We start from the raw sequence: 21336 nt of genomic DNA, 5'->3' as shown, positions 1-21336 counted from the left end.
GGTTGGCGCTCAGCCCCCGGCCTCGGCGCGCAGCCGCACCGGAATCGACTTCGACGCGGGCACCATGCTCTGCAGCGCATGGTGCGCCAGCGGCACCAGCGGATTGCACTCGGGGTAGTAGCCGCCCACGCAACCGGCGGGAATGTCGTAGCCGGTGACGCGAAGGCCCTGCACGGCGCGCAGGGTGCCGTCTTCCACGGCGGTGGTTGCGGTCACGCGCGCGCCTTCTTCCAGGCGCAGCCGCGCCATGTCGCCCCGGTTCATGAAGATCACCCTGCGCGAGCCGTACACGCCACGGAAGCGATCATCCAGGCTGTAGATGGTGGTGTTGAACTGGTCGTCGCTGCGCAGCGTCATCAGGCGCAGCACGTCGGGGCCGGTCTCGGGCGTGTCGGGGTCGGCCACGAGGCTGTCTAAGCGCATGAAGTTGGCCTTGCCGTTCTTCGTCTTCCACACACGCATGCGTGCGGGCACGGGCCGCTGGAAGCCGCCGGGCATGCGAAAGCGGGCGTTGAAGTCGCGGAATATGTCGGGCCACGTCGCCTCGATGGCATCGCGCACCCGTGCATAGTCGCCCACCCATGCGTCCCACGGCACCAGCGGGTTGGGCGCGAGCGTGGCCTTGGCAATGCCCGCGACGATGGCGGCCTCGGAGCGCAGCGTGTGCGCCGCCGGTTGCGCCACGCCGCGCGAGGCGTGCATGAAGCCGGTGGAGTCTTCCACCGCCACGCTCTGCTCGACGCCCGCCTGCACGTCGATCTCGATGCGGCCCAGGCAAGGCAGCACGTAAGACACCTCGCCGTGCACCAGGTGGCTGCGGTTGAGCTTGGTGGCGATCTGCACCGTGAGCCGCAGGCGCTGCCAGGCCGCTTCCACGCGCCGTGTTTCCGGCACCGCCCGCACAAAGTTGCCGCCCAGCCCGATGAAGGCACGCACCGAACCGTCGATCACCCCCTGGCAGGTCTCCACCGTGTTCAGGCCCTTCTTGCGCGGCGGCTCGAAGCCGTACAGCTGCGCCAGCTTGTCGAGCGGCACCAGCTCCGGCTTCTCGCTGATGCCCACTGTGCGCTGGCCCTGCACGTTGGAGTGCCCGCGCACCGGGCAGATGCCGCCGCCCACGCGGCCGATGTGGCCGCCGAGCAGCAGCAGGTTGCTGAGCATCTGCACGTTCTGCACGCCCTTGCGGTGCTGGGTGAGGCCCATGCCGTAGATGCCGATGACGGCCTTGGCGCCCGCGAACACGCGCGCGGCTTCTTCCAGTGCCGCGCGTTCCAGGCCCGACTCGGCCTCGATGGCTTCCCAGGGCGCCGCGCGCACCGAGTCCGCGAACGGCTCGAAGCCGTGGGCATGCTCGGCGATGAAGTCGGCCGCCACCACGCGTGCCCGGCCCGCCTGCACCGCGGCGTCGTCCATCGCCACCAGCGCCTTGCACAGGCCGGTGAGCGCGGCGATGTCCCCGCCGGTCTTCAATTGCAGGTACTGCGTGCTCATGGCGGTTTCCACCGGCGTGAGCATTTCCAGCGGCGACTGCGGGTTGGCGAAGCGCTCCAGCCCGCGCTCTTTCAACGGGTTGAAGGTGACGATGGGCACGCCGCGCTTTCGGGCGTCCTGCAGCTGGTGCAGCATGCGCGGGCTGCTCACGCCGGTGTTGTGGCCGAAGATGAAGATGGCGTCGGTGTGCTCGAAGTCGTCCAGCGTCACCGTGCCCACCGGCACGCCGATGGTCTGCGGCAGCGCCACCGAGGTGCTCTCGTGGCACATGTTGGAGCTGTCGGGCAGGTTGTTGTTGCCGTACAGGCGCGCCAGCAGCTGGTACATGTAGCTGGTTTCCAGCGATGCGCGCCCGGATGCATAGAACACGACCGACTCGGCGTTCACGGCGCGCAGCGCCCGCAGCTCGGCGCCGATGCCTTCGAAGGCCTCATCCCAGCCGACTTCTTCGTAGCGGTCGGTGTCGCGGTTCCAGCGCAGCGGCACGGTGAGCCGGCCGGCGCTTTCCAGTTCGTGGTCGCTCCACCGCAGCAGTTCGCCCACCGTGTGGCGCTCGAAGAAGGCGCCCGGCACGCGCTTGGCCGTGAGCTCCCAGGCGGTGGCCTTGGCGCCGGCCTCGCAGAATTCGGCCGTGTGCGGGTGCGCCGACTTGGCCCAGGCGCAGCTCACGCAGGCGAAGCCGTCGGTCTTGTTCTGGTGCAGCAGCGCACGCGCGCCGGCCAGGCCGGCGTGCTCGTGCAGCAGGCTGGTGGTGACGGCCTTCAAAGACCCCCAGCCCCCGGCGGCAAAGGGATAGGGCTTGATCCTGGGCTCGGTCTTGGAGGGTGGGGCGGTCATGAAGCGGCAGCGTGCGCGTGGCGAGTGGGGACGCTGCAATCTCGGCCGTGCCCCGCGCGAACGCTGTAGGACGGCCGCTGATTGCCGTGCCCGCTAGCCTTCAGCGTGAGCGCTTCAGGCCAGCACCACCCGCTCGCATGCCTTGCGCAGTGCCGCCATGCCCGGCAGGTCGCGTGCCTTGGCATCGGTGACCACCACGCCGATGTCCGCCGCGCGCGCATAGCTCACGCGGCTGGCCTGGCCGATCTTGGCGTGGTCGGCCAGCAGGATCAGTTGCTGCGCCTGCTCGGCCATGGCGCGCGCCACGGTGGCCTCGTGGTGCTCGAAGCTCATGGCGCCATGCTTGGCATGCAGGCCCACCGGCGACAGCAGCGCCACGTCTGCGCGGTAGCGGCGGATGGCCTCGACCGTGGTGTCGCCACAGGTGGCCTGCGCCTTCACGTCGATCTCTCCGCCCAGCAGGATGGTCCGGTTGCCGGTGAGCCGCCCCTCGCCCGCGCCTGCGAGCTTGAGCGCGATGTTCAGCGAGTTGGTGATGACGGTCATGCCGCTGAGCGTGGCAATTTCTTCCGCGCAGATCGACATGGTGCTGCCCGCGTCCATGAACACCGTCTGTCCAGGGCGCAGCAGCGTCACGGCGACCTTGGCGATGGCGCGCTTCTCGCGCTGCCGCGCCACCAGCCGCACCGCCAGCGGCGGCTCGGGCTCGGCGCTGGTGGCAATGGCGCCGCCGTGCACCCGACGCAGCTCGCCCAGGCCTTCGAGCTCGAGCAGGTCGCGCCGCACCGTCTCACGCGACACCGCCAGGTCTTGCACGATGCGCTCGACGCTCAGGCGCGAGAAGGTGGCCAGCAGGCTGCGGATGCGCAGGAATCGTTCGTCTTGGAGCATGAATGAATGCGGGCGGGTAAACGGAAAAAGGGGCGGCCTCAGTGCGACGGCCGCCCCGGTCTGCATGTTCAAGGCCGGAAACAGGCCATGACCAGGCGCGCAACTCGCGCCATTTTGCCGATGTCAGAGATCGGCAAGGCCCATGGCCGGATCGCTGACCGAGTGCCTGCCGGTTTCCACGCGGCCGGCAAAGCGGCGGTAGAAGGTGGGGTCGGCGTCGCAGGTGACTGCAAAGTCGTACCACTGGCCGCTGCTGTCCAGCTTCCAGAGCTGCTCGGCCTTGGCGCCGCCGTTCACGCTCGCGCCCCACGGGCCGTCGTTGCGGTAGGCCTTGGCGCGCACCGTGAAGCCGCAGGCGTTGGTGCCGCCGTTGAGCATCTCCAGGTACACGTTGCCGTTGGCAATGTCGTAGCACACGCGCACCTCGGGGTTGGGCGCGTTGCTGGCGCGCAGCGTGTCCAGGTTGCCCTTGAAGTGGCGGTGGAAGCCGTTGGGCCCGAGCACCCACAGGTCGTACGAGTTGCCGGCGGTGTCCGCCGTGCCGCTCCACACATCGTCCAGCATCTTGCCGGGCTCGACCATGTAGCGGCGCGGCAGCCTGTCGAGGTGCAGCTTGTCGTACACGTGGAACACGGCGGCGGCCTTGCCGGTGTTGGAGAAGATGAGGCGCATCGCGCCGTTGAGCGCGTCCGCGCGTGCGCTCACATGCAACTCGTAGGGCAGCGCGCGCGAGGGGCGGGTGCCGGTGGCCTGCTTGGGAAGCGTCGCGTTGGTGGGCGGCACGATCTGCGCCAGCGCCTGTTGGTCGGCGCGCAGCTTGTCGGCGTCGGCCTTGGTGCGGGTGCCGGCGAACGTGGGCAGCACTTCGGTGTTGGGCGTGGCGAAGTTGAAGGCGCTCGTCAGGTCGCCGCTTACCGCGCGGCGGAACGGCGAGATGTTCAGCTCCTTCACCCCGAAGCGCGCTTCCAGGAAGCGCAGCACCGAGGTGTGGTCGAACACCTGCGAGTTGACCCAGCCGCCGCGGCTCCAGGGTGAAATCACGTACATCGGCACGCGCGGGCCGGGGCCGTACACGCGACCGTCGGCAGGCGGCGTGGTGCTGCCGACCAGCGGATAGGTATGGCGCTCGAAGGCCACGTCGGCATCCGACAGCGTGGTCTTGCCCGCGGCGGCGCTGTTCGGGTCGGTGGGGTTGAGCAGCGACGGTGCCGACGGCGAGGGCATGTGGTCGAAGTAGCCGTCGTTCTCGTCGAAGTTGACGATGAACACCGTCTTGCTCCACACGTCTGGCGAGGCGGTGAGCGCGTTCAGCACCTCCTGGATGTACCAGCCGCCCTGCACCGGGCTCGATGGCCCGGGGTGTTCGGAGTAGGTGGCGGGCGCCACGATCCACGACACCTGGGCCAGCTTGCCGTTGAGCACGTCCTGCTTGAAGGTGCCGAGGAAGCCGCCGTCGGGCATGGTGTTGGCCACGCCCTTGTACAGCGGGTTGCCCGGGTCGTCGCTGGCGGCGTCGTAGGCCGGCACCGTCACGCCCGCGGGCGGACTGGCGTCGCCGTCGTAGCGCATGTCGTTCTTGCCCGAAAGCTTGTTGGCGACGCGGTATTGCTGGAAGCCGTGCAGCGGGTTGTCGGTGTAGTTGTCGGGCAGGTTCTGGTAGACGAGCCAGCTGACCTTGGCCTCTTGCAGGCGCTCGGGGTAGGTCTTCCAGTTGCAGCCGTACTGGGTCGAATCGACGCCGGGATTGGTCTTTGGGTCCCAGGGTTCCCGCAGGTTCTCCCAGGTGTTGTCGATGGACGAGACGCCCGCCAGGCCGCTGCTCGTCTGGCCCGAGGGGCCGTTGGTGCCGGTCCAATGGAACAGGCGGTTCGAGTTGGTGCCTGTGTGCATGCCGCAGTGGTAGCTGTCGCACACCGTGAAGGCGTTGGCCAGCGCGTATTGGAACGGGACTTCGGCTTCCTTGAAGTAGCCCATGGACGCCGTGGTCTTGAAGCGCGGCCACTGGTTCATGCGCCCGCCGTCCCAGGCGTTCTGTGCGTCGCCCCAGCTGTGCGGCGTGCCGCTCACGCGCTGTGCGTTGCCCTGGCTCTGGTCGAGGTGGTAGGGCAGCACCGGCTTGCCGTTGCCGTCGCTCTGCTGCCAGACATTCAGGCCGTTGGGCAGCGGAATGGTGAAGCGGTCGCCGAAGCCGCGAACGCCCATCATCATGCCGAAATAGTGGTCGAACGAACGGTTCTCCTGCATCAGGATCACGACGTGCTCGACGTCCATGATCGTGCCGGTCTTGTTGTTGGCGGGAATGGCGAGCGCGCGGCGAATGCTGGGCGGGAACGCGGAGATGGCGAGCGCGGCCGCGCCCGTGGTGGCGGTGCCGGTGAGGAACTTGCGGCGCGAGTTCATGGGCTTGTGGGTCTTGTCGTTCATGTCGTGGGCCTCAGGGTGCGCAGCTTTTCACGGGCGCGGTGCCGTTGTCGGGGGCGGGTGTGGTCGGTGTCGTGGGCGCGGTGGGCAGGCCACCGGTGACGCCGCCGCCGCCGCCACTGCCGCCGCAGGCGGAAAGCGCGCAGGCCACGGCCAGCGCGGCCAGCAGGCGCGCGCTCAGGAGTGCAGATTTCATGGGTCTATCCTTTGTTGTGCAGTGTTTGTGGAGCAGGGAAAGGTGAGAGGGGGACGCAGGGACAAGGCAAGCAAGGCTCAGAGACCGGGCAGCGTCGACAGCGGTTGGCCCGACTTGAAGATGCTGGTCAGTTCGTCGTTCGTAAGCGCTCGGTTCCAGATGGCGAACTCGTTGAAGTCCATCGGGCCGCGCGGCGAGCTGGCTTCGCGCTGGTAGTAGAGGCCGGTGCCGTCCTCGTTCAGGCCCAGGCCGTTGCCGAGGCCGCCGAGCTTGCCGACCAGCGCGCTGGTGATGGCCACGCCATTGGTCTGGATGCCCCTGACGGGGTCCATCACGTAGCCCTTCATCGTGAGGGCCGTCTTGTCGATCACCACCGCGACGTAGGCCCATTGGCCTGCGCTCAGGCTGTAGCCGTTGCTGTCGGCGCGCGCACTGCCCGTGCCCACGTTGAAGCGGATCTCGCAGCTGTCGAACAGGCCGATGGCCAGGCCCGCATTGAGACCGGTGGTGTAGTTCTTGTTGCCGATCACCGTGCCGCCGTTGCTCACGCCTTGCGTGCAGGTGCTGTCGGTGCGCATCCAGAAGCCGATGGTGAAGGCCGTGACAGCGGGGGCGGTGGTGACGTCGCTGTTCTGCACCAAGCGGTAGCCGGCCGTGCCGCCGGCGTTCTTCACGGTGCTGTCCACGCGCAGCGCCTTGGCCTTGTACGGGGCCTGGAAGCCGTCGTCGACCAGCGTGCCGCCATTGGCGTCCGCAGCCCACGGTGCGAGCGTGGACGCGCTCTTCGCATCGGTGCCCGGCAGTGCATCGAGCGGGTAGTAGTCGACCAGTCCGTTCGCCAGCGTGGTTGCCAGCGGCACCGGTGGCTCCGGTGGCAACGGCTTCACGTATGCGATCTGCGCGGTCAGCGCCACGCTGGCGTCACCGGCGACGACCGTGTACTGGTAGCTGTAGATGCCGTCGCTCGCGGCCGTGATGGGGTCGGTGTAGGCGGTCGACGAGGCCGGCAGCGTGGCCACCGGCTGGCCGTCGCGCAGCACCTGCACCGATGCGGTCGTGGCGCCCGCGAGCGTCCACGAGAGTTCGATGCTGCCTTTGTCCGCGCCCGTTCTGGCGGACAGGCCGCGCAGCGACGTTGCGGCTTGCAGGGCCTGGCCGTTGAAGCGATAGTCGGGCGCCGCGGGCGCGACGCCCAGGTGGCGCAGCACGGTCGGCGCGATGTCGGTCGCCGCGGCAAGCTGCAACAGCGTGTTGTCGACGGGAGCCGCCGAGCCGATGCCGGGCAGGCTCGCCAGGCTCTTGTTGCTCGCGATGAAGACGGTCTTGTTCTCTGTCGTCTGCAGCCCCGTGTTGCTGCCGAAGGCGTCCAGGCCGTGGCCCGTGGTGAGGATCACGAGCCAGTCTTCCTTCGCGTCGTTGGCGGTGCGCAGCGCGACGCGCGCCAGCAACTGGCCGACGGCCTTGGCGGTGTCGGCCACCGCACGCCGGTAGGCGTCGCTCGCAAGGCCGGAGCCTGCCGCGGCGGCCGGCGCGCCGTACTGCGCCACGACCAGGTCGTCACCCGCATCGATGCGCTGCGCCGTGTGCTCTGTCACGCAGCCATCGGAGCCCGCGCAGTCGAAGGCGGTGTCCACACTGCCGGGCTCGTTGGCCAGCAGCAGGGGATACACCGCGTTGGCAGTGATGGCGCCGGTCTTGTAGCCGGCAGCCGTTTTCTGCTTGGCCATGGCGAAGATCGACGGTGCACGCTTGGGGTCGATGCGCTGGTCGGCGGTGTCCCATCGCACGCCGTGGCGCTCGGCCCACGTGCCGGTCAGCAGCGTGGCCCATCCCGGGCCGTCGGTGAGGCGCTGCTCGGTGAGCGTGCCGTTGGCGCCACCGGTCCAGGCCGGTGCCAACTGGAACGACTGCAGCGCCGGGGCATTCTTCTGTGCGATGGCATCGCGAAGCGCCGCGTGGGTGAGACCGTCGATTTCGACCACCAGGGCCTTGGGGCCGCTCTTGCCCTGGTTGGTGCTGGCTGCCGCCTGGTTGCCCGTGCTACCGGTGCTGCCCGTCGGCAGTGCGCCGACGGGCGAGAAGCCGGCGCCGTTGCCGCCGCCCCCGCAGGCTGCGAGCAGCAGCAGGGCGCAGATGCTGGCCGCCGCCGACGCGCCGCGCGCGGTCGTTCCTCTGATCATGTGGTTCTCCCGAAGAATGTGGAATGCGCGCCCGCAGGGCCGCGCTCCCGGAATCTGTGTGGTGGTGGGTGCTTGCGGTCTTGCAACCATTTGCAAGAAAACGCACAAATACCTTGAATGCCTCAGATCTTGCTGTCCTCAAGTGACAGCGCTTTGACAGTGCGAGTGCCCTTCGCCGTTCGCGCGCGCCGTTACAGCGGATACACCCGGGACGCCGAGCACGGCCGGCTTGCTGGAACATCGCAGGCCGCGCTCCTACGATGACTGTCGTCCCATCCACTCGCCGAAAGAAAGAAGAACGACATGAATTCATCCGTACAACGCCGCACCCTGCTGCTTGCCGCTTCCGTGCTGCCGCTGGCCAGCGCATGCACTGCCTGGTCTCGCAACGGCCCGCAGTCTTCAGGCGAAGCGCAACTTGCCGAACTGGAGCGCGCCTGCGGCGGCCGCCTCGGCGTGGCCGGCCTGCACACGGGCAGCGGCGCGCGCATCCATCACCGGGCGCACGAGCGCTTTCCGCTGTGCAGCACCTTCAAGCTGATGCTCGCGGCCGCCGTGCTCGAACGCAGCGCCAAAGACGCCGGCCTGCTGTCGCGCCAGCTGACCTACGGCAAGAGCGACCTGGTCGCCTATTCACCCGTCACCGAGAAGCACGTGGGCACGGGCATGAGCGTGGCTGCCCTGTGCGCCGCCACCGTCCAGTACAGCGACAACACGGCCGCCAACGTGCTGCTGAAACTGCTCGGCGGGCCGGCCGAGGTCACGGCGTTCTCGGGCCGCATCGGCGACGCCACCTTCAGGCTCGACCGCACGGAGCCCGAGCTCAACACCGCCATCCCCGGCGACCTGCGCGACACCACCACGCCCGCGGCCATGACCGACAGCGTGCAGCGGCTGGCGCTGGGCGATGCATTGGGTGCGGCCCAGCGCGAGCAGTTGAAGACCTGGCTGCTGGGCAACACCACCAGCACCGAGCGATTCCTGGCCGGCGTTCCCGCGGGCTGGAAGGTCGGCGACAAGACGGGCTCGGGCTCGTACGGCAGCACCAACGACACCGGCGTGCTCTGGCCGCCGGCCGGTGCGCCGCTGGTGCTGTCGGTCTACCTGACGTTTCCGCAGAAAGATGCCAAGGGACGCAACGACGTCATCGCGTCGGCAACGCGCATCGCGGTGGCGGCGCTCGCGGGCTGACAAAGCACAGGGGCTGCGTTCAGGGTGTCAAGGAAACGTCATGTCCATCGCGCACGATGGTGGCATAAATGGTGATTGTGGAAATCGTTGCAATAACTACAAACGCGCCGACGCAGTGCTTTGCGAATGACGCTGAAACCCCGCGATCCGTTCCATCCCATTTTTTGCGGCCACTGCTCGGTTCACCTGCAGCCTGGCCGTGCCTTGTCATGGCGGCTCGCCGCCATGACGTTTTTCTGAAAATGGAATTGCAATGATCCGCCCCTTCAAGACCCTCAGGCCCCTGGCCTGTGCCATCGCCCTCGGCTCGCTCGTCACGGCATGCGGCACCACCGCCCCGTCGGCGACCGCCATCGACAACAGCAGCATCGGACAGCCCGAATTCCGTGCGCACAAGACGACCTACGGTGTCGTCTACAGGCTGCCGAAGGAGGTGAACGACGTGCTCGACGCGCGCGTGTACCCGGCGCTGCGGCAAGACCTGGTGCGGCTCGGCCTGCAGGCCGAGGCGCAGAACTTCAACATTCCGCACGTGACGGTGGTGCACATCCACAGCGCCGACCCGACCACGCCGCAGAAGATGCTCAAGGCACTGCCGAAGCCGCCGGCGCCCATCAAGCTCACGCTGAAGAATTTCTACACGACCGAAGCCGCGAAGGACGCGGGCCGCCCCTGGTGGCTGGACCTCGGCATCGTGAAGACCGGCCAGGGCTTCGAGGACATGATGGCCTACAACACCGTGACCACCGCGGCCATGGCGCCGCTGCGCGACGGCCCGCTGCCGCGCGTCACCGGCCCGGTCTACGCCCGGATGGGCGACGCCGGCAAGGACCTGGTGAAGACGGTGGGCGTGAGCGGCGTGAACGTGGTGAAGGACGGCAAGGAATTGCGTTCGCACAACCCGCACAACACGTTGGTCTACAGCATGGCACCGTTCACCCCCGCGCTGCAGGCGTCGATGAACCAGGTGGCCGCCAAATTCAACACGGTGCTGCCGCAGGGCATCGACACCACCTTTCGCGACGTGTCGATCGTCGAACTGGCCTTTGCGGGCAACGTGACGCGCGAGATCTACCGCATCAGCCTGGTCGACGGCACGGTGACGGACGTTGCGAGCGGCAAGATCGTCAAGTAAGCCGTTTTCGTGGATCTTCGCTGGGGCCTTCAGCCCTGCTTGCGCATCGCGAAGCAGGCCCCCGCCACCAGGATGAACGCGCCGATGATCACCTTCTGCCAGGTGCTCGGCACGCCCGCCAGAATGAGCACGTTGTTGATCAGCGTGACCAGCACCACACCCAGCAGCGTGCCGCCCACGGTGCCGCTGCCGCCGGTGATGCGCGCGCCGCCGAGGATCACGGCGGCAATCACGTCCAGTTCGTTGCCCACCAGGTCGAAGGGGTTCGCCAGCCGCGTGCTCGACACGTGCACGATGCCCGCCAGCCCCGACAGGAAACCCGCGTACGCGAACACGAAGACGTGCACCGTGCGCAGGTTGTAGCCCAGCCGCTCCGCAATGGCCAGGCTGCCGCCAATGGCGTACACCGCGCGGCCGATGAGCGTGCGGTTCAGCAGCCACCACGTCAGCACCGCGGCGCCGGCCAGCACCAGCACCGTGGCGGGCAGCACCACGTGCAGGCCCTGCGGCGTGTCGAAGCGCCACAGCGCGAGCTTGCCGAAGGCGTCCATGGGCGCGGGCACGTTCATGAAGAACACGGTGCCCACGAAGGTGAGAAGAATGCCGCGGTACAGGTACTGCGTGCCGATGGTCACGATGAGCGAGGGCGCCTTCAGCCAGTGCACCAGCAGCCCGTTGAGCACACCCAGCACCGCACCGCTGGCCGCGCCCGCCACGAGCAGCACCGCGATGTGCGTGTCCGGAAAGTAGTTCAGCACCAGCTTGGTGATGCTGTACATCGTGAGCGCCGCAATGGCCGCGAACGACACATCGATGCCGCCCGCGGCCAGCACGATCAGCACGCCCAGCGCGAACAGGCCCACCACGGTGCAGGCCCGCACGATGTCGAACAGCACCGGCAGCTGGAAGAAGCTCGGGTTGATGGCGCCCACCGCCAGGCACACCAGCACGATGAGCGCGAGCGTGAAGACGGAAGGGCGTTGCGCGAGCCAGCCACGCCAGGAGGCCGGCGGCTTGGGCGCGGCCACTGCCGATGGAGAAGGTGCCGGCGTGGAATGCGCTTGCATGGTGGAAGCCGTCATGAGAATGCAGGGGAGGGGGTGTCTGAAACCAGCGCGTGGTAGAGCTCGCTCTCTGCCAGGCCCTGCGCGTCGAAGTCGTTGGCGATGCGGCCCTTGCGCATCAGCAGGATGCGGTCGCAGTTCTGCAGCAGCTCCTGCAGGTCGTCGCTCACCAGGATCACGCCCAGGCCCTGCTCGGCCAGGCGCTGCACGATGCGGTAGATGGTGTCCTTGGAGCCCACGTCCACGCCCACGGTGGGGCCGTGCAGTATCAGCACGCGCGGGTCGATGGCCAGCCACCGGCCGATGAGCACGCGCTGCTGGTTGCCGCCCGACAGCGACTGCACCGGACGGTCCACGTCCGGCGTGGCGATTTGCAGCTCGCGCACGGTGCGCTCGGCAAGTTCCTGGCACTGCTTGCCGTCGAGCGCGCCGAAGCGTCCGCGCAGGCGGCTCAGCACCGCCGTCACGATGTTGTCGCGAATGGGCTTGTCGAGGAACAGGCCTTCGCTCAGGCGGTCCTCGGGCACGTAGCCGATGCCCTGGCGAATACCGTCGGAGGGCGTTTTCAGAACGATCTGTTGTGCGTCGAGCGCAATGCGCCCGCGGTCGGCGGCCTGCACGCCGGCCAGCGCCAGCGCCAGCTCGTTGCGGCCCGAGTCGAGCAGCCCGGTGATGCCCAGGATCTCGCCCTTGTGCAGCGTGAAGCTCACGTCGCTGAACTGCGCGCCGCGGCCCAGCGCATCGACCTCGAGCAGGGCGTCGCCGCCGTGCGTCTGGTGGCGGTAGCGCGCGCCGTCGAGCTGCTTGCCGGTCATCCAGTGCGCGAGCTCGGCCTTGGTGAAATCGCGGATCGGGCCCTGCGCCACCTTCGTGCCGTCGCGGAACACGATGGCCTGGCCGCCCATGGCGATGCACTCGTCGAGCTTGTGGCTCACGAACAGCACGGCCACGTCCTGCGCGCGCAGTGCCTCCACCACGTGCACGAGGTTGTCGACCTCTTTCTGCGTGAGCGAGGTGGTGGGCTCGTCCATGATGACCATGCGCGCGCGCGTGGCCACGGCGCGCGCAATGGCCACCAGTTGCCGCGTGGCGATGGGCAGCTCGTCGACGCGCCGCGCCAGAAAGGCCGCATCGGTCGGCAGTTTCACTGTGGCCAGCGCGCGCACCGCCGTGGCGGCCACCGCCTTGCGGTCGAAACGTCGCGCCAGCTTGCCGCCGGTGGCGACCAGTTGCTCGCTGAGCGCGACGTTCTCGGCCACGCTCATGTTCGGCAGCAAGGACAGGTCCTGGTAGACCGTCTCGATGCCGAGCGTGAGCGCCTCCAGCGGTGACAGCGATTCGTGGGGGCGCCCGTCGATCACGATGCGCCCCTGGCTCGGCGGCTGCGCGCCCGAGATGATCTTGATGAGCGTGCTCTTGCCGCAACCGTTCTCGCCGAGCAGGTGGTAGATCTCGCCGGCCTCGATGCTCAGGTCGATGCCGCGCAGCGCGTGCACGCCCGCGAAGCGCTTGTGCACGTCCTGCACTTCGAGGAAGACGCGGCGCCCGGTCGCCGGAGCCGGGGCTTGCGTGGAAGGCGCGGGGATCACGGAAGAGGTCATGCGCACGAGGCTTTCGCGAAGATCAGAAGGCGTACTTCTTGTAGTTCTGCTTGTCGACCTCGACCCAGGCCTGGCCCGTGACGATGATGCCGACGCCCGGGCCCTTCTTGACCGAGACCTTGTTGTAGCCCTGCACGCCCATGTCGGCGCCGTCCGTGATGGTCTTGCCGTCGAGCAGCATCTTGGCCGCCTTGTTCATGACGATGCCGGCGTCCTTCGGGTCCCAGAAGGCAATGCCGCCGACCGCGCCCGACTCCAGGAACTTGGCCGCTTCGCTCGGCAGGCCCGTGCCGTACACGCAGATCTTGCCCTGCAGGCCCGCTTCTTCCACGGCGCGGCCGATGCCCAGCACGTCGAGCGACGACGAGCCCTGGAAGCCCTTCAGGTCGGGGTGCTTGCGCAGCATTTCCTTGGCCTTGCCGTAGGCCTTCTCGGCGTCGTTGAGCGACTCGTTCTTGGCGTCGACCAGCGTCATCTTGGGGTACTTCTTGGCGTTGGTCGCGCCGCCGTCGGCCCACTGCACCTGCGACTGGCTGCCCAGCGATCCGACCAGCGAGGTCCACTTGCCCTGCTGGCCCATGCAGGCGGCCAGGCGCTCGTTGATGCGCGCGCCGTAGGCCGTGTTGTCGAAGGCCTCGATGTCGACCATGGTGTTCTTCTGGTTGTCGGCCTCGTGCGTCACCACCTTGATGCCGCGCTCCATGGCGCGCTTGAGCACGGGCTCCAGCGTGGGCGGGTCCATCGAGACCACGGCGATGGCGTCGACCTTCTTGGCCACCAGGTCTTCGACCAGGCGCTGCTGCTGCGCGGCGTCCGACTGGGCCGGGCCGATCTGGCGCGTGGCCACGCCGGGGGTGCTGGCGCCGAACTCCTTCACGCCCACTTCCATGCGGTTGAACCAGCTGATGCCGGTGATCTTCACCACGGTGACGATGTCCTGCGGCTTGCCTTGCGCGTGCAGCGCCGAGGCGAAGGCCACGGTGCCCAGGGCCAGTACGGTGCAGGCGATCTTTGTTTTCTTCAGCATTGTTGTCTCCTAGCCCTCGGTGGTTCTGTGTTGCGTCGCGCCAGGAGGGGGCTGATGCGGCGGTGCGCTGGTGCGCGAAACGGAAATGAAGCTGCGCAGGTCGCCCAGGCTGAACCGCGCCGATGCCAGGAAGAACAGCAGCAGCAGGCCCCAGGCGCAGTCGCGGAAGAAGTTGGAAATGCCCAGCAGGTTGAAGGTGCTCGACAGCAGCTGCAGCGCCACGGCCGAGAAGAAGAGACACACCATGCGCCCGTAGCCGCCCTGCGGCCGCACGCCGGCCATTACGGTGATGAGAATGGCAATCAGCAGGTAGGAGTTGCCGTAGTCCGACTTCACGCTGGCCGTGCGGCTCGCGATGATCACGCCCGCCACCGCCGCCAGCACGCCGCACAGCGCGTAGGTGGCAATGAGCATGCGGCTTTGCGAAATGCCCGCGTAGCGCGCCGCCTTGGCGTTGGTGCCCAGCAGGAACAGGCGGATGCCGAACGGGCTCTGCTTGAGCAGCCAGCCCACGCCGAGCAGCATGACCAGGAAGATCACGAACGGAATGGGCACGCCCAGCACCATCTCGTTGCCGATGGCCGACAGCGGCTCGGCACTGCCCACGCGCAGGCTGGAGCCGCCGGTGAGAACGACCGCGAGGCCCGTGTAGAGCAGCTGCGTGCCCAGCGTGCAGAGAATGGGCGTGAGGCCGGCGCGCGCAATGAGCAATCCGTTGAGCAGCCCGCCTGCGAGCCCCACCGCCAGCGCGATGACCGCGAACCAGCCCGTGTAGAGCCAGGGCGACACATCGGACGCCACGAGCATCGGCGCCACGGTGGCCGCCACCACGCCGGCCAGGTTGGCCAGGGCCACGCCCGACAGGTCGATGCCGCCGTTGCCCGAGATCATCGACAGCGCCACGCCCATGGCCAGCAGGCCGAGTTCGGGCAGCTGGCCGCCCATGGACTGGAAGTTGTAGACGTCGAGAAAGTCGCCCCTGGAGAGCACGGTTGCAACCACGAGGATCACGACGTTGATGGCGACCAGGAAGTTGAGTTCGCGGTCTGAGAACCGGGAGGTCATGCAAGGGCCCTTCCGACGGCGCGGTTCATCAGCGCATCGACTTCGGCGCGCATGGGCATCGAGGGCGCAGTGCCTGCGCGCGTGACCGAGATGGCGGCCACTGCGGAGCCGAAGCGCGCGGCTTCCAGCGGCGAGGCGCCTTCGGCGAGCGCCGCCGCAAAGCCGCCGTTGAAGGCGTCGCCCGCGCCGGCTGTTTCCTTCACGGCACCGGCGTGGAACACGGGCAGGTGCACCGAGCCGCTGGCGCTGTGCAGCAGCGCGCCCTTGTCGCCGAGGGTGATGAGGGCGCAGCCCACGCCCTTGGCGAGGAAGAAGTCGCCCGCGCGGCGTGCGTCGTCGATGGTTTCCACGGCAATGCCGCTGAGCGCCGCGGCCTCGTGCTCGTTGGGCGTGATGTAGTCGCACAGCGGGTACAGCGCGTCGTCGAAGGGCAGGGCGGGCGCGGGGTTGAACACCGTGACCGTGCCGGCGGCGCGCGCCAGCTCGAGCCCGCGCCGCGCGGCGCCCGCGGGTTGCTCCAGCTGCGTGACGAACACGCGCGCGCCGCGGATGGCATCGGCAGCGGCGTCCACGTCGTCCGCGTCGATGAGGGCCGCGGCGCCGGGCACCACGATGATCGCGTTGGCGCCGGTGACGTCGTGCACGTAGATGAAGGCTGCGCCGGTCGGCTGCGTGCTCACCTGGGGCGCGCGCGGCGTGATGCCTTCCTGCGCCCACAGCGCGAGTGCGTTGGCGCCGAAGGCGTCCTGCCCGAGCTTGGAGATGAACGTCACCTCCGCGCCCGCCCGTGCCGCCGCGACGGCCTGGTTCGACCCCTTGCCGCCGGGCCCCATGGCAAAGCCGGAACCCGCGATGGTCTGGCCCACGCCGGGGAGGTTGGCCGCTCGGAACGCGAGGTCGGCCACGAAGATGCCGAGCACGGCCACGCCGCGTTGGTGCGGCGCCTGTGCGGCGTGAGAAGGTGCGACAGCCATGGCGTCAGGCCTCGGGGGCGAGCACGCCCTTCTTGAACACGAAGCAGCCGTAGAAGCGGCGCTCGCCGGTAGCGATCACGCAGTACGCACGGCGCGCGGCTTCATAGAACGCAAAGCGCTCGATGGAGCCCAGCGGCCGCGAGCGGCCTTCGGCTGCATCGATCTCGCGTTGCATCTCTTGCTGCACCGGCGGGATCTCGTGGGGCTGGCCCATGATTTCCATGCGCCGCGCCGGATCGTCCACCGCCTCGTCGAGCGGCAGCACCGACAGGATGGCGCGCGCGGCTTCGGTCGTGCCCACGCCGTCGATGCGCAGCAGCCGGCCCAGCGTGGTCTGGCGTGCCACGGAATCGGCCGGAAAGTTGGCGTCGCACAGCACCAGTTCGTCGCCATGGCCCATGGCGCGCAGGGCGTACAGCACGTCTGCGTTGAGCAGCGGATGGATGGACTTCAGCATGTTGTCTCCAGCAAATGGACCTGTTCTTGTGGCGGTAATTCTTAAGGAAGGAAAACGTTTGCGCAAACGTTTGCTATTCGGGGATTTCCCTTGGTTTCGGCGTGCGCGCCACGTTCATTCGCACGTTCATTCACCAAAGGGAATCCAGATGTTCTTGACCTGCGTGGCATGCCGCAGCAACAGCGGGCCTTCGGCCGACGTCGCGTCGTGCCAGTCGGTGGCCAGGCCGTGGTCGACCAGCGTGCGCTTGAGGTTGCCCACCGACAGGCGCTCGGCGTTGCGCGACAGCTCCCTTGCGCCGAAGACCCACAGCGCATCGACGTCGTCGTGCTCGGCCAGCGTCTGGGCCAGGCTCGCGGCGGGGCCGGTCACGAGGTTGATCACGCCGGCCGGCAGGTCGGAGGTTTCGAACACCTGGTAGAAGTCGGTGGCGATCAGCGGATGCTTCTCGCTCGGCACGACCACCGTGCGGTTGCCCATGGCCATGAGCGGCGCGAACAGGCTCACGAAGGACAGCAGCGGCGACTCGTCCGGGCACACCACGCCGACCACGCCCATGGGCTCGACGGTGGCCAGCGCCACGCCGCGCAACGGCGGCACGTGCACCGTGCCTTCGTACTTGTCGGCCCATGCACCGTAGGCGAAGAGGCGGCTCACCGATGCATCGACTTCGGCCTGCGCGGCGCGCGAGGCCACGCCGGTGAGGCTGGCGATGCGCGCGGCGAATTCGTCGGCGCGGGCAGAGAGGTTTTCCGCAAGGTAGTACAGCGCCTGTGCGCGGCGGTGCGGCGTGGCGCTCGACCAGCCGGCCGCCGAGCGCGCGGCGGCGACTGCGTTGCGAATGTCCTTGCGGTTGCCCGTGCCGACTTCACCCGCGCGTTGGCCGCTGGCCGCCAGCACCGGGTGCGACAGTTCGCCGTCCGGGCGCACCTGCTTGCCGCCGATGAACAGCTTGGCCGTGCGGTCGATGGCCGGGAGCGTGGACGAAGGCTTGGCCTGCGCCTTGTTCGTTTCGTTCGCGGCTTGTGCGTTCACTGGCGCGGCGCGCGGCTTGCGCTCGGCCCATGCGCGCGGCTTCAGGTATTCGTAGCAGCCCTCGCGCCCGCCTTCGCGGCCGTAGCCCGATTCGCGGTAGCCGCCGAAACCCACGCCCGCATCGAACAGGTTGGTCGCGTTGACCCACACCACGCCGGCCTGCAGCTGCGGCGCAATGCCCAGTGCCAGGCCGATGGTCTCGCTCCACACGCTGGCCGCCAGGCCGTAGCGCGTGTTGTTGGCCAGCGCCACGGCTTCGTCGGGCGTGCGGAAGGTCATCGTCACCAGCACGGGGCCGAAGATTTCTTCGGTGGCCACGGTCGATGCGGGGTGCACGCCGGTCAGCAGCGTGGGCGGGAAGAAGCTGCCGCCCGGCGGCAGCGCGCCCGGCGCCTGGTAGCAGCTCGCGCCTTCGCGCACGCCGGTGGCGACCAGCGTTCGCACGCGCTCAAGCTGCGTGGGGTCGATCAGGCTGCCCATGTCGATGGCCTTGTCCATCGGCGAGCCCACGCGCAGGCTGCGCATGCGGCGCTTCAGGCGCTCGATGAAGTCGTCGGCAATGCCTTCCTGCAGCAGCAGCCGCGAGCCGGCGCAGCACACCTGGCCCTGGTTGAACCAGATGGCGTCGACCACGCCTTCGACGGCGGCGTCGATGTCCGCGTCGTCGAACACGATGAAGGGCGACTTGCCGCCCAGCTCCAGCGTGAGCGACTTGCCCGAGCCGGCGGTGGCCTCGCGGATGAGGCGGCCCACGTCGGTCGAGCCGGTGAAGGCGATCTTGTCGACGCCTTCGTGCGCGACCAGTGCCGCGCCGGTGGCGCCGTCGCCGGTCACCACGTTCAGCACGCCCGGCGGCAGGCCGGCCTGCGCGGCGAGTTCGGCGAAGAGCAGGGCGCTCAGCGGCGTGAGCTCGGCGGGCTTGAGCACCACCGTATTGCCCAGCGCGAGCGCGGGCGCGATCTTCCACGCGAGCATCAGCAGCGGGAAGTTCCACGGAATGATCTGGCCGACCACGCCCAGCGGCACCTGGTCCGCGAACTCGCGTTCCTGCAGCTGCGCCCAGCCGGCATGGTGATAGAAGTGGCGCGCCACCAGCGGCACGTCGAGGTCGCGGGTCTCGCGAATGGGCTTGCCGTTGTCCAGCGCCTCGACCACGGCGAGCAGGCGCGCATGGCGCTGCACCATGCGCGCCAGTGCGTACAGGTGCCGAGCACGGCCATGTCCGCCGAGTGCGAGCCAGCCGGGCTGCGCGGCGCGCGCGGCGGCCACGGCGGCGTCCACGTCCTGCGCCGAGCCTTGGGCGATGCGGGCCAGGCGCTGGCCGGTGGCGGGCTCGGCCGTCTCGAAATGCGCGCCGGTGCCTGCCGCAGTGAAGCGCCCGTCGATGAAGTGGCCGAAGCCCTCGGCATGGCGTGTGAGCCATTGGCGCGCGTCGGTGTCGCTCTCTGGCGCGGGGCCGTAGTCCATGGTGTCGAAATAGCGTGCGACGTTGCTGTTGCTGTTGTTCTGGCTGCTGCTCATCGGGTCATCCGATCGGGTGGCGGTTGAAGGCCGAGTAGCGGCCGGTGACGTGGTGCTCCAGCTGGCGCTCGATGTCGGCCAGCAGCGTGGAGGCGCCGATGCGGAACAGCTCGGGCTCGAGCCAGGGGCGGCCCAGCTCTTCCTTCATGAGCACCTGGTAGTCGAGCGCCGTCTTGGCGGTGGACACACCGCCGGCCGGCTTGTAGCCCACGCGAAAGCCGGTGCGGGCCTCGTACTGGCGGATCATGCGCAGCATCACCAGCGTGACCAGCGGCGTGGCGTTCACGCCTTCCTTGCCGGTGGAGGTCTTGATGAAGTCGGCGCCGGCCATCATGCAGACCATCGAGGCCTTGGCGACGTTGCGCAGCGTCTTCAGCTCGCCCGTGGCCAGGATGGCTTTCACGTGCGCATCGCCCGCTGCCAGGCGAAAGTCGCGCATCTCGTCGTAGAGCTTTCGCCACTGCCCGGTGAGCACGTGCTCGCGGGTGATGACGATGTCGATCTCAGCCGCGCCGTCGCGCACCGAGGCTTCGATCTCCTTGAGCTTGAGCTCGTGCGGAATCAGCCCCGCCGGAAAGCCCGTGGACACCGCCGCCACCGGAATGCCCGTGCCCGCGAGCGCCTCGACCGCGGTCGACACGAAGCGGTGGTACACGCACACCGCCCCCGTGTGCAGCGTGCGGTCTGCGAAGCCCAGCGCGGCCAGCAGGTCGGGGCGCACCGGCGTCACCGCCTTGGCGCAGAGCCGGCGCACGCGCTCGGCCGTGTCGTCGCCGTTGAGCGTGGTCAGGTCGATGCAGGTGATGGCCTTCAGCAGCCAGCCGGCCTGCGCGTCTTTCTTGACCGAACGGCGCCCGGGCAAGGTGGCCACGCGGCGCTCGGCGGCCGAGAGGTTGATGCGGATGCTGTCGAACCAGCCGCTGTCGAAAGGCTGTGCGGTGTTGCGCGCGGCCGCGTGGGGCTGTGCAGCGGGTGCGGGTGCCGGGTTTGCGGCTGCGGCGACGGCGGTGGCGGGCGGTGCCGGACGCGAGCGCACAGCGCCGCTGGCGCGAACGAGTGAAGTGGAAGTCATGGAGTGGAAGGCGCCGTGGCGCGCAGGGGCCGCTGGTGCGGCAGGCAGGCAAAGGGCATGTCTGTTGTCTCCGTGGCTTGGCATCGCAGTGCGATGCAGCGGGGGTCCGTGTCGTGCGTGCTGCCGTGCAGGGCCGGCGGCGTGTTGCACCGAATGTTATTGCAACAACATTTATTTAGGCAAGATGTTTTTGAAATAACATTTTGAGACCGGGCAATGCCCGATACTCCAAAACTTGGATCCAAGGAACCCGAACATGCGAAAAACCGCCGGAGCCGAAGCGCGGGCCGTGCGCCTGACAAAGATGCAGGAGCTCGTCGAGGCCGGCGGGCCGTTGCCGATCAAGCAGGCCGCGCAGCGGCTGGACGTGACCGAGATGACCATCCGGCGCGACCTGTCGTCGGTCGATTCACCGCTCTCCGCCCTCGGCGGCTATGTGCTGGCGACCACGCTGCCGGGCGCCGATCGCTACTCGCTCGACGAGGCCAGCGACCAGCACGCGGCCAACAAGCGCCTGGCCTGCGAGCGTGCGGCCAGGTGGGTGCAGCCGCACGACAGCCTGTTCATCGATTGCGGCACGACCATGGTCCATTTCGCCGAAGCGCTGCCGCCGGACATGCCGCTGAGCGTGGTGTGTTACTCCACGAACATCGCGGCGGTGCTCAGCCGCCGCCCCCACACCCAGCTGATGCTGATGGGCGGCCTGTACCACCCTTCATCGGCCACCTTCTTCTCCGACGAAGGCCTGCAGTACCTGAACAAGCTGGGGGTGAACAAGGCCTTCATCTCGGCCGGCGGGCTGGACCAGGAGCGCGGCGCGAGCTGCTCCAACTTTCATGAAGTGCCGGTGAAGCAGGCGGCGATACGCAGCGCGTCGGAGAGCTTTCTCATCGTCGACGAAAGCAAGCTCGGCAAGTTGCGGCCGGCTTTTTTCAGCCCGCTGGATGCGTTCGCGCGCATCGTGGTGGGCGGCGCGCCCGTGGCGGCGGTGAAGAAGCAGTTCAGGGAACTGCCGGTGGAGTTTGCAAGGGCGCAGACCTGAGACCTGCGAAAGTGCCAGCTCCCTGCCGGCATGCGGCAGCCCTGATCGCTCAGCGCGGGTCATCGAATTCCTGCGGGCGCATTTGACGCAGCGATGCCCGCACCGGTCGGTACGCCCGCGCACATACAAATTTTCA

At 68.4% G+C, this 21336-nt stretch carries 16 protein-coding genes; 3 read left to right on the top strand and 13 right to left on the bottom strand.

The features are described from left to right. Positions 1-9: 9 nt before the first annotated feature. The 5 genes from ACSFBM_RS30340 to ACSFBM_RS30320 all read right to left on the bottom strand — a co-directional run bounded on the left by ACSFBM_RS30340 (position 10) and on the right by ACSFBM_RS30320 (position 8016). Positions 10-2328, bottom strand: coding sequence for an FdhF/YdeP family oxidoreductase (locus ACSFBM_RS30340; RefSeq protein ID WP_435487699.1), 2319 nt, complete (start codon positions 2326-2328; stop codon positions 10-12). A 114-nt stretch (positions 2329-2442) separates the two neighbouring features. Further along, complete coding sequence (locus ACSFBM_RS30335; RefSeq protein WP_435439281.1) at positions 2443-3219, bottom strand: DeoR/GlpR family DNA-binding transcription regulator; 777 nt, start codon at positions 3217-3219, stop codon at positions 2443-2445. A 123-nt stretch (positions 3220-3342) separates the two neighbouring features. Then, positions 3343-5619 carry a phosphocholine-specific phospholipase C gene (locus ACSFBM_RS30330; RefSeq protein WP_435487758.1) on the bottom strand — a complete coding sequence of 759 codons (2277 nt, stop codon included), beginning with the start codon at positions 5617-5619 and terminating at the stop codon, positions 3343-3345. Between the two features lie 34 nt (positions 5620-5653). Then, positions 5654-5836, bottom strand: a complete 183-nt coding sequence (locus ACSFBM_RS30325; RefSeq protein ID WP_435487698.1) for a hypothetical protein — start codon at positions 5834-5836, stop codon at positions 5654-5656. A 77-nt stretch (positions 5837-5913) separates the two neighbouring features. Further along, positions 5914-8016, bottom strand: coding sequence for a LamG-like jellyroll fold domain-containing protein (locus ACSFBM_RS30320; RefSeq protein WP_435487697.1), 2103 nt, complete (start codon positions 8014-8016; stop codon positions 5914-5916). Positions 8017-8319: 303 nt separating this feature from the next. Here ACSFBM_RS30320 and bla point away from each other — a divergent pair, with 303 nt between their 5' ends. Continuing rightward, positions 8320-9207, top strand: coding sequence for a class A beta-lactamase (bla, locus tag ACSFBM_RS30315; protein ID WP_435487696.1), 888 nt, complete (start codon positions 8320-8322; stop codon positions 9205-9207). 253 nt (positions 9208-9460) lie between these two features. Then, on the top strand, positions 9461-10342 hold the full coding sequence (locus tag ACSFBM_RS30310) for a hypothetical protein (protein WP_435487695.1): 882 nt from the start codon (positions 9461-9463) through the stop codon (positions 10340-10342). 29 nt (positions 10343-10371) lie between these two features. Here the strand turns inward: ACSFBM_RS30310 and ACSFBM_RS30305 are convergent, their stop codons facing one another. The 8 genes from ACSFBM_RS30305 to deoC all read right to left on the bottom strand — a co-directional run bounded on the left by ACSFBM_RS30305 (position 10372) and on the right by deoC (position 20158). Beyond that, entirely contained in the window at positions 10372-11424 is a 1053-nt protein-coding gene (locus tag ACSFBM_RS30305; RefSeq protein ID WP_435487694.1) for an ABC transporter permease, read from the bottom strand. Beyond that, on the bottom strand, positions 11421-13007 hold the full coding sequence (locus ACSFBM_RS30300; RefSeq protein WP_435487693.1) for a sugar ABC transporter ATP-binding protein: 1587 nt from the start codon (positions 13005-13007) through the stop codon (positions 11421-11423). The genes ACSFBM_RS30305 and ACSFBM_RS30300 overlap by 4 nt, the downstream gene beginning before the upstream one ends. 22 nt (positions 13008-13029) lie before the next feature. Next, the gene (locus ACSFBM_RS30295; protein WP_435487692.1) at positions 13030-14034 is read right to left on the bottom strand and encodes a substrate-binding domain-containing protein; all 1005 of its coding nucleotides are present in this window, start codon (positions 14032-14034) and stop codon (positions 13030-13032) included. Between the two features lie 9 nt (positions 14035-14043). Next, positions 14044-15099, bottom strand: a complete 1056-nt coding sequence (locus tag ACSFBM_RS30290; RefSeq protein WP_435439274.1) for an ABC transporter permease — start codon at positions 15097-15099, stop codon at positions 14044-14046. After that, complete coding sequence (locus ACSFBM_RS30285; RefSeq protein ID WP_435487691.1) at positions 15096-16073, bottom strand: ribokinase; 978 nt, start codon at positions 16071-16073, stop codon at positions 15096-15098. The genes ACSFBM_RS30290 and ACSFBM_RS30285 overlap by 4 nt, the downstream gene beginning before the upstream one ends. Positions 16074-16077: 4 nt before the next feature. Beyond that, positions 16078-16530, bottom strand: a complete 453-nt coding sequence (locus ACSFBM_RS30280) for an RbsD/FucU family protein (protein ID WP_435439272.1) — start codon at positions 16528-16530, stop codon at positions 16078-16080. 126 nt (positions 16531-16656) lie between these two features. Then, positions 16657-19086 (bottom strand): aldehyde dehydrogenase family protein, encoded by a 2430-nt coding sequence (locus tag ACSFBM_RS30275; protein WP_435487690.1) that lies wholly within the window; start codon positions 19084-19086, stop codon positions 16657-16659. 4 nt (positions 19087-19090) lie between these two features. After that, entirely contained in the window at positions 19091-20158 is a 1068-nt protein-coding gene (gene deoC, locus ACSFBM_RS30270; RefSeq protein ID WP_435487689.1) for a deoxyribose-phosphate aldolase, read from the bottom strand. 256 nt (positions 20159-20414) lie between these two features. On the opposite strand from deoC, the gene ACSFBM_RS30265 reads away from it, so the two are divergent. Next, entirely contained in the window at positions 20415-21200 is a 786-nt protein-coding gene (locus ACSFBM_RS30265) for a DeoR/GlpR family DNA-binding transcription regulator (RefSeq protein WP_435487688.1), read from the top strand. The last annotated feature ends 136 nt before the right edge of the window (positions 21201-21336 follow it).

Origin of the sequence: Variovorax pasteuri (assembly GCF_051216435.1) — a bacterium.
Taxonomy (GTDB): Bacteria; Pseudomonadota; Gammaproteobacteria; order Burkholderiales; family Burkholderiaceae_C; genus Variovorax.
Note: the sequence above shows the minus strand (reverse complement) of the source record. Positions and strands in the feature narration are given on the sequence as shown.

Bases quoted from the DNA above. Each gene is read 5' to 3' on its own strand.
- ACSFBM_RS30340 (WP_435487699.1), bottom strand. From the start codon at position 2,328: ATGACCGCCCCACCCTCCAAGACCGAGCCCAGGATCAAGCCCTATCCC.
- ACSFBM_RS30335 (WP_435439281.1), bottom strand. From the start codon at position 3,219: ATGCTCCAAGACGAACGATTCCTGCGCATCCGCAGCCTGCTGGCCACC.
- ACSFBM_RS30330 (WP_435487758.1), bottom strand. From the start codon at position 5,619: ATGAACTCGCGCCGCAAGTTCCTCACCGGCACCGCCACCACGGGCGCG.
- ACSFBM_RS30325 (WP_435487698.1), bottom strand. From the start codon at position 5,836: ATGAAATCTGCACTCCTGAGCGCGCGCCTGCTGGCCGCGCTGGCCGTG.
- ACSFBM_RS30320 (WP_435487697.1), bottom strand. From the start codon at position 8,016: ATGATCAGAGGAACGACCGCGCGCGGCGCGTCGGCGGCGGCCAGCATC.
- bla (WP_435487696.1), top strand. From the start codon at position 8,320: ATGAATTCATCCGTACAACGCCGCACCCTGCTGCTTGCCGCTTCCGTG.
- ACSFBM_RS30310 (WP_435487695.1), top strand. From the start codon at position 9,461: ATGATCCGCCCCTTCAAGACCCTCAGGCCCCTGGCCTGTGCCATCGCC.
- ACSFBM_RS30305 (WP_435487694.1), bottom strand. From the start codon at position 11,424: ATGACGGCTTCCACCATGCAAGCGCATTCCACGCCGGCACCTTCTCCA.
- ACSFBM_RS30300 (WP_435487693.1), bottom strand. From the start codon at position 13,007: ATGACCTCTTCCGTGATCCCCGCGCCTTCCACGCAAGCCCCGGCTCCG.
- ACSFBM_RS30295 (WP_435487692.1), bottom strand. From the start codon at position 14,034: ATGCTGAAGAAAACAAAGATCGCCTGCACCGTACTGGCCCTGGGCACC.
- ACSFBM_RS30290 (WP_435439274.1), bottom strand. From the start codon at position 15,099: ATGACCTCCCGGTTCTCAGACCGCGAACTCAACTTCCTGGTCGCCATC.
- ACSFBM_RS30285 (WP_435487691.1), bottom strand. From the start codon at position 16,073: ATGGCTGTCGCACCTTCTCACGCCGCACAGGCGCCGCACCAACGCGGC.
- ACSFBM_RS30280 (WP_435439272.1), bottom strand. From the start codon at position 16,530: ATGCTGAAGTCCATCCATCCGCTGCTCAACGCAGACGTGCTGTACGCC.
- ACSFBM_RS30275 (WP_435487690.1), bottom strand. From the start codon at position 19,086: ATGAGCAGCAGCCAGAACAACAGCAACAGCAACGTCGCACGCTATTTC.
- deoC (WP_435487689.1), bottom strand. From the start codon at position 20,158: ATGACTTCCACTTCACTCGTTCGCGCCAGCGGCGCTGTGCGCTCGCGT.
- ACSFBM_RS30265 (WP_435487688.1), top strand. From the start codon at position 20,415: ATGCGAAAAACCGCCGGAGCCGAAGCGCGGGCCGTGCGCCTGACAAAG.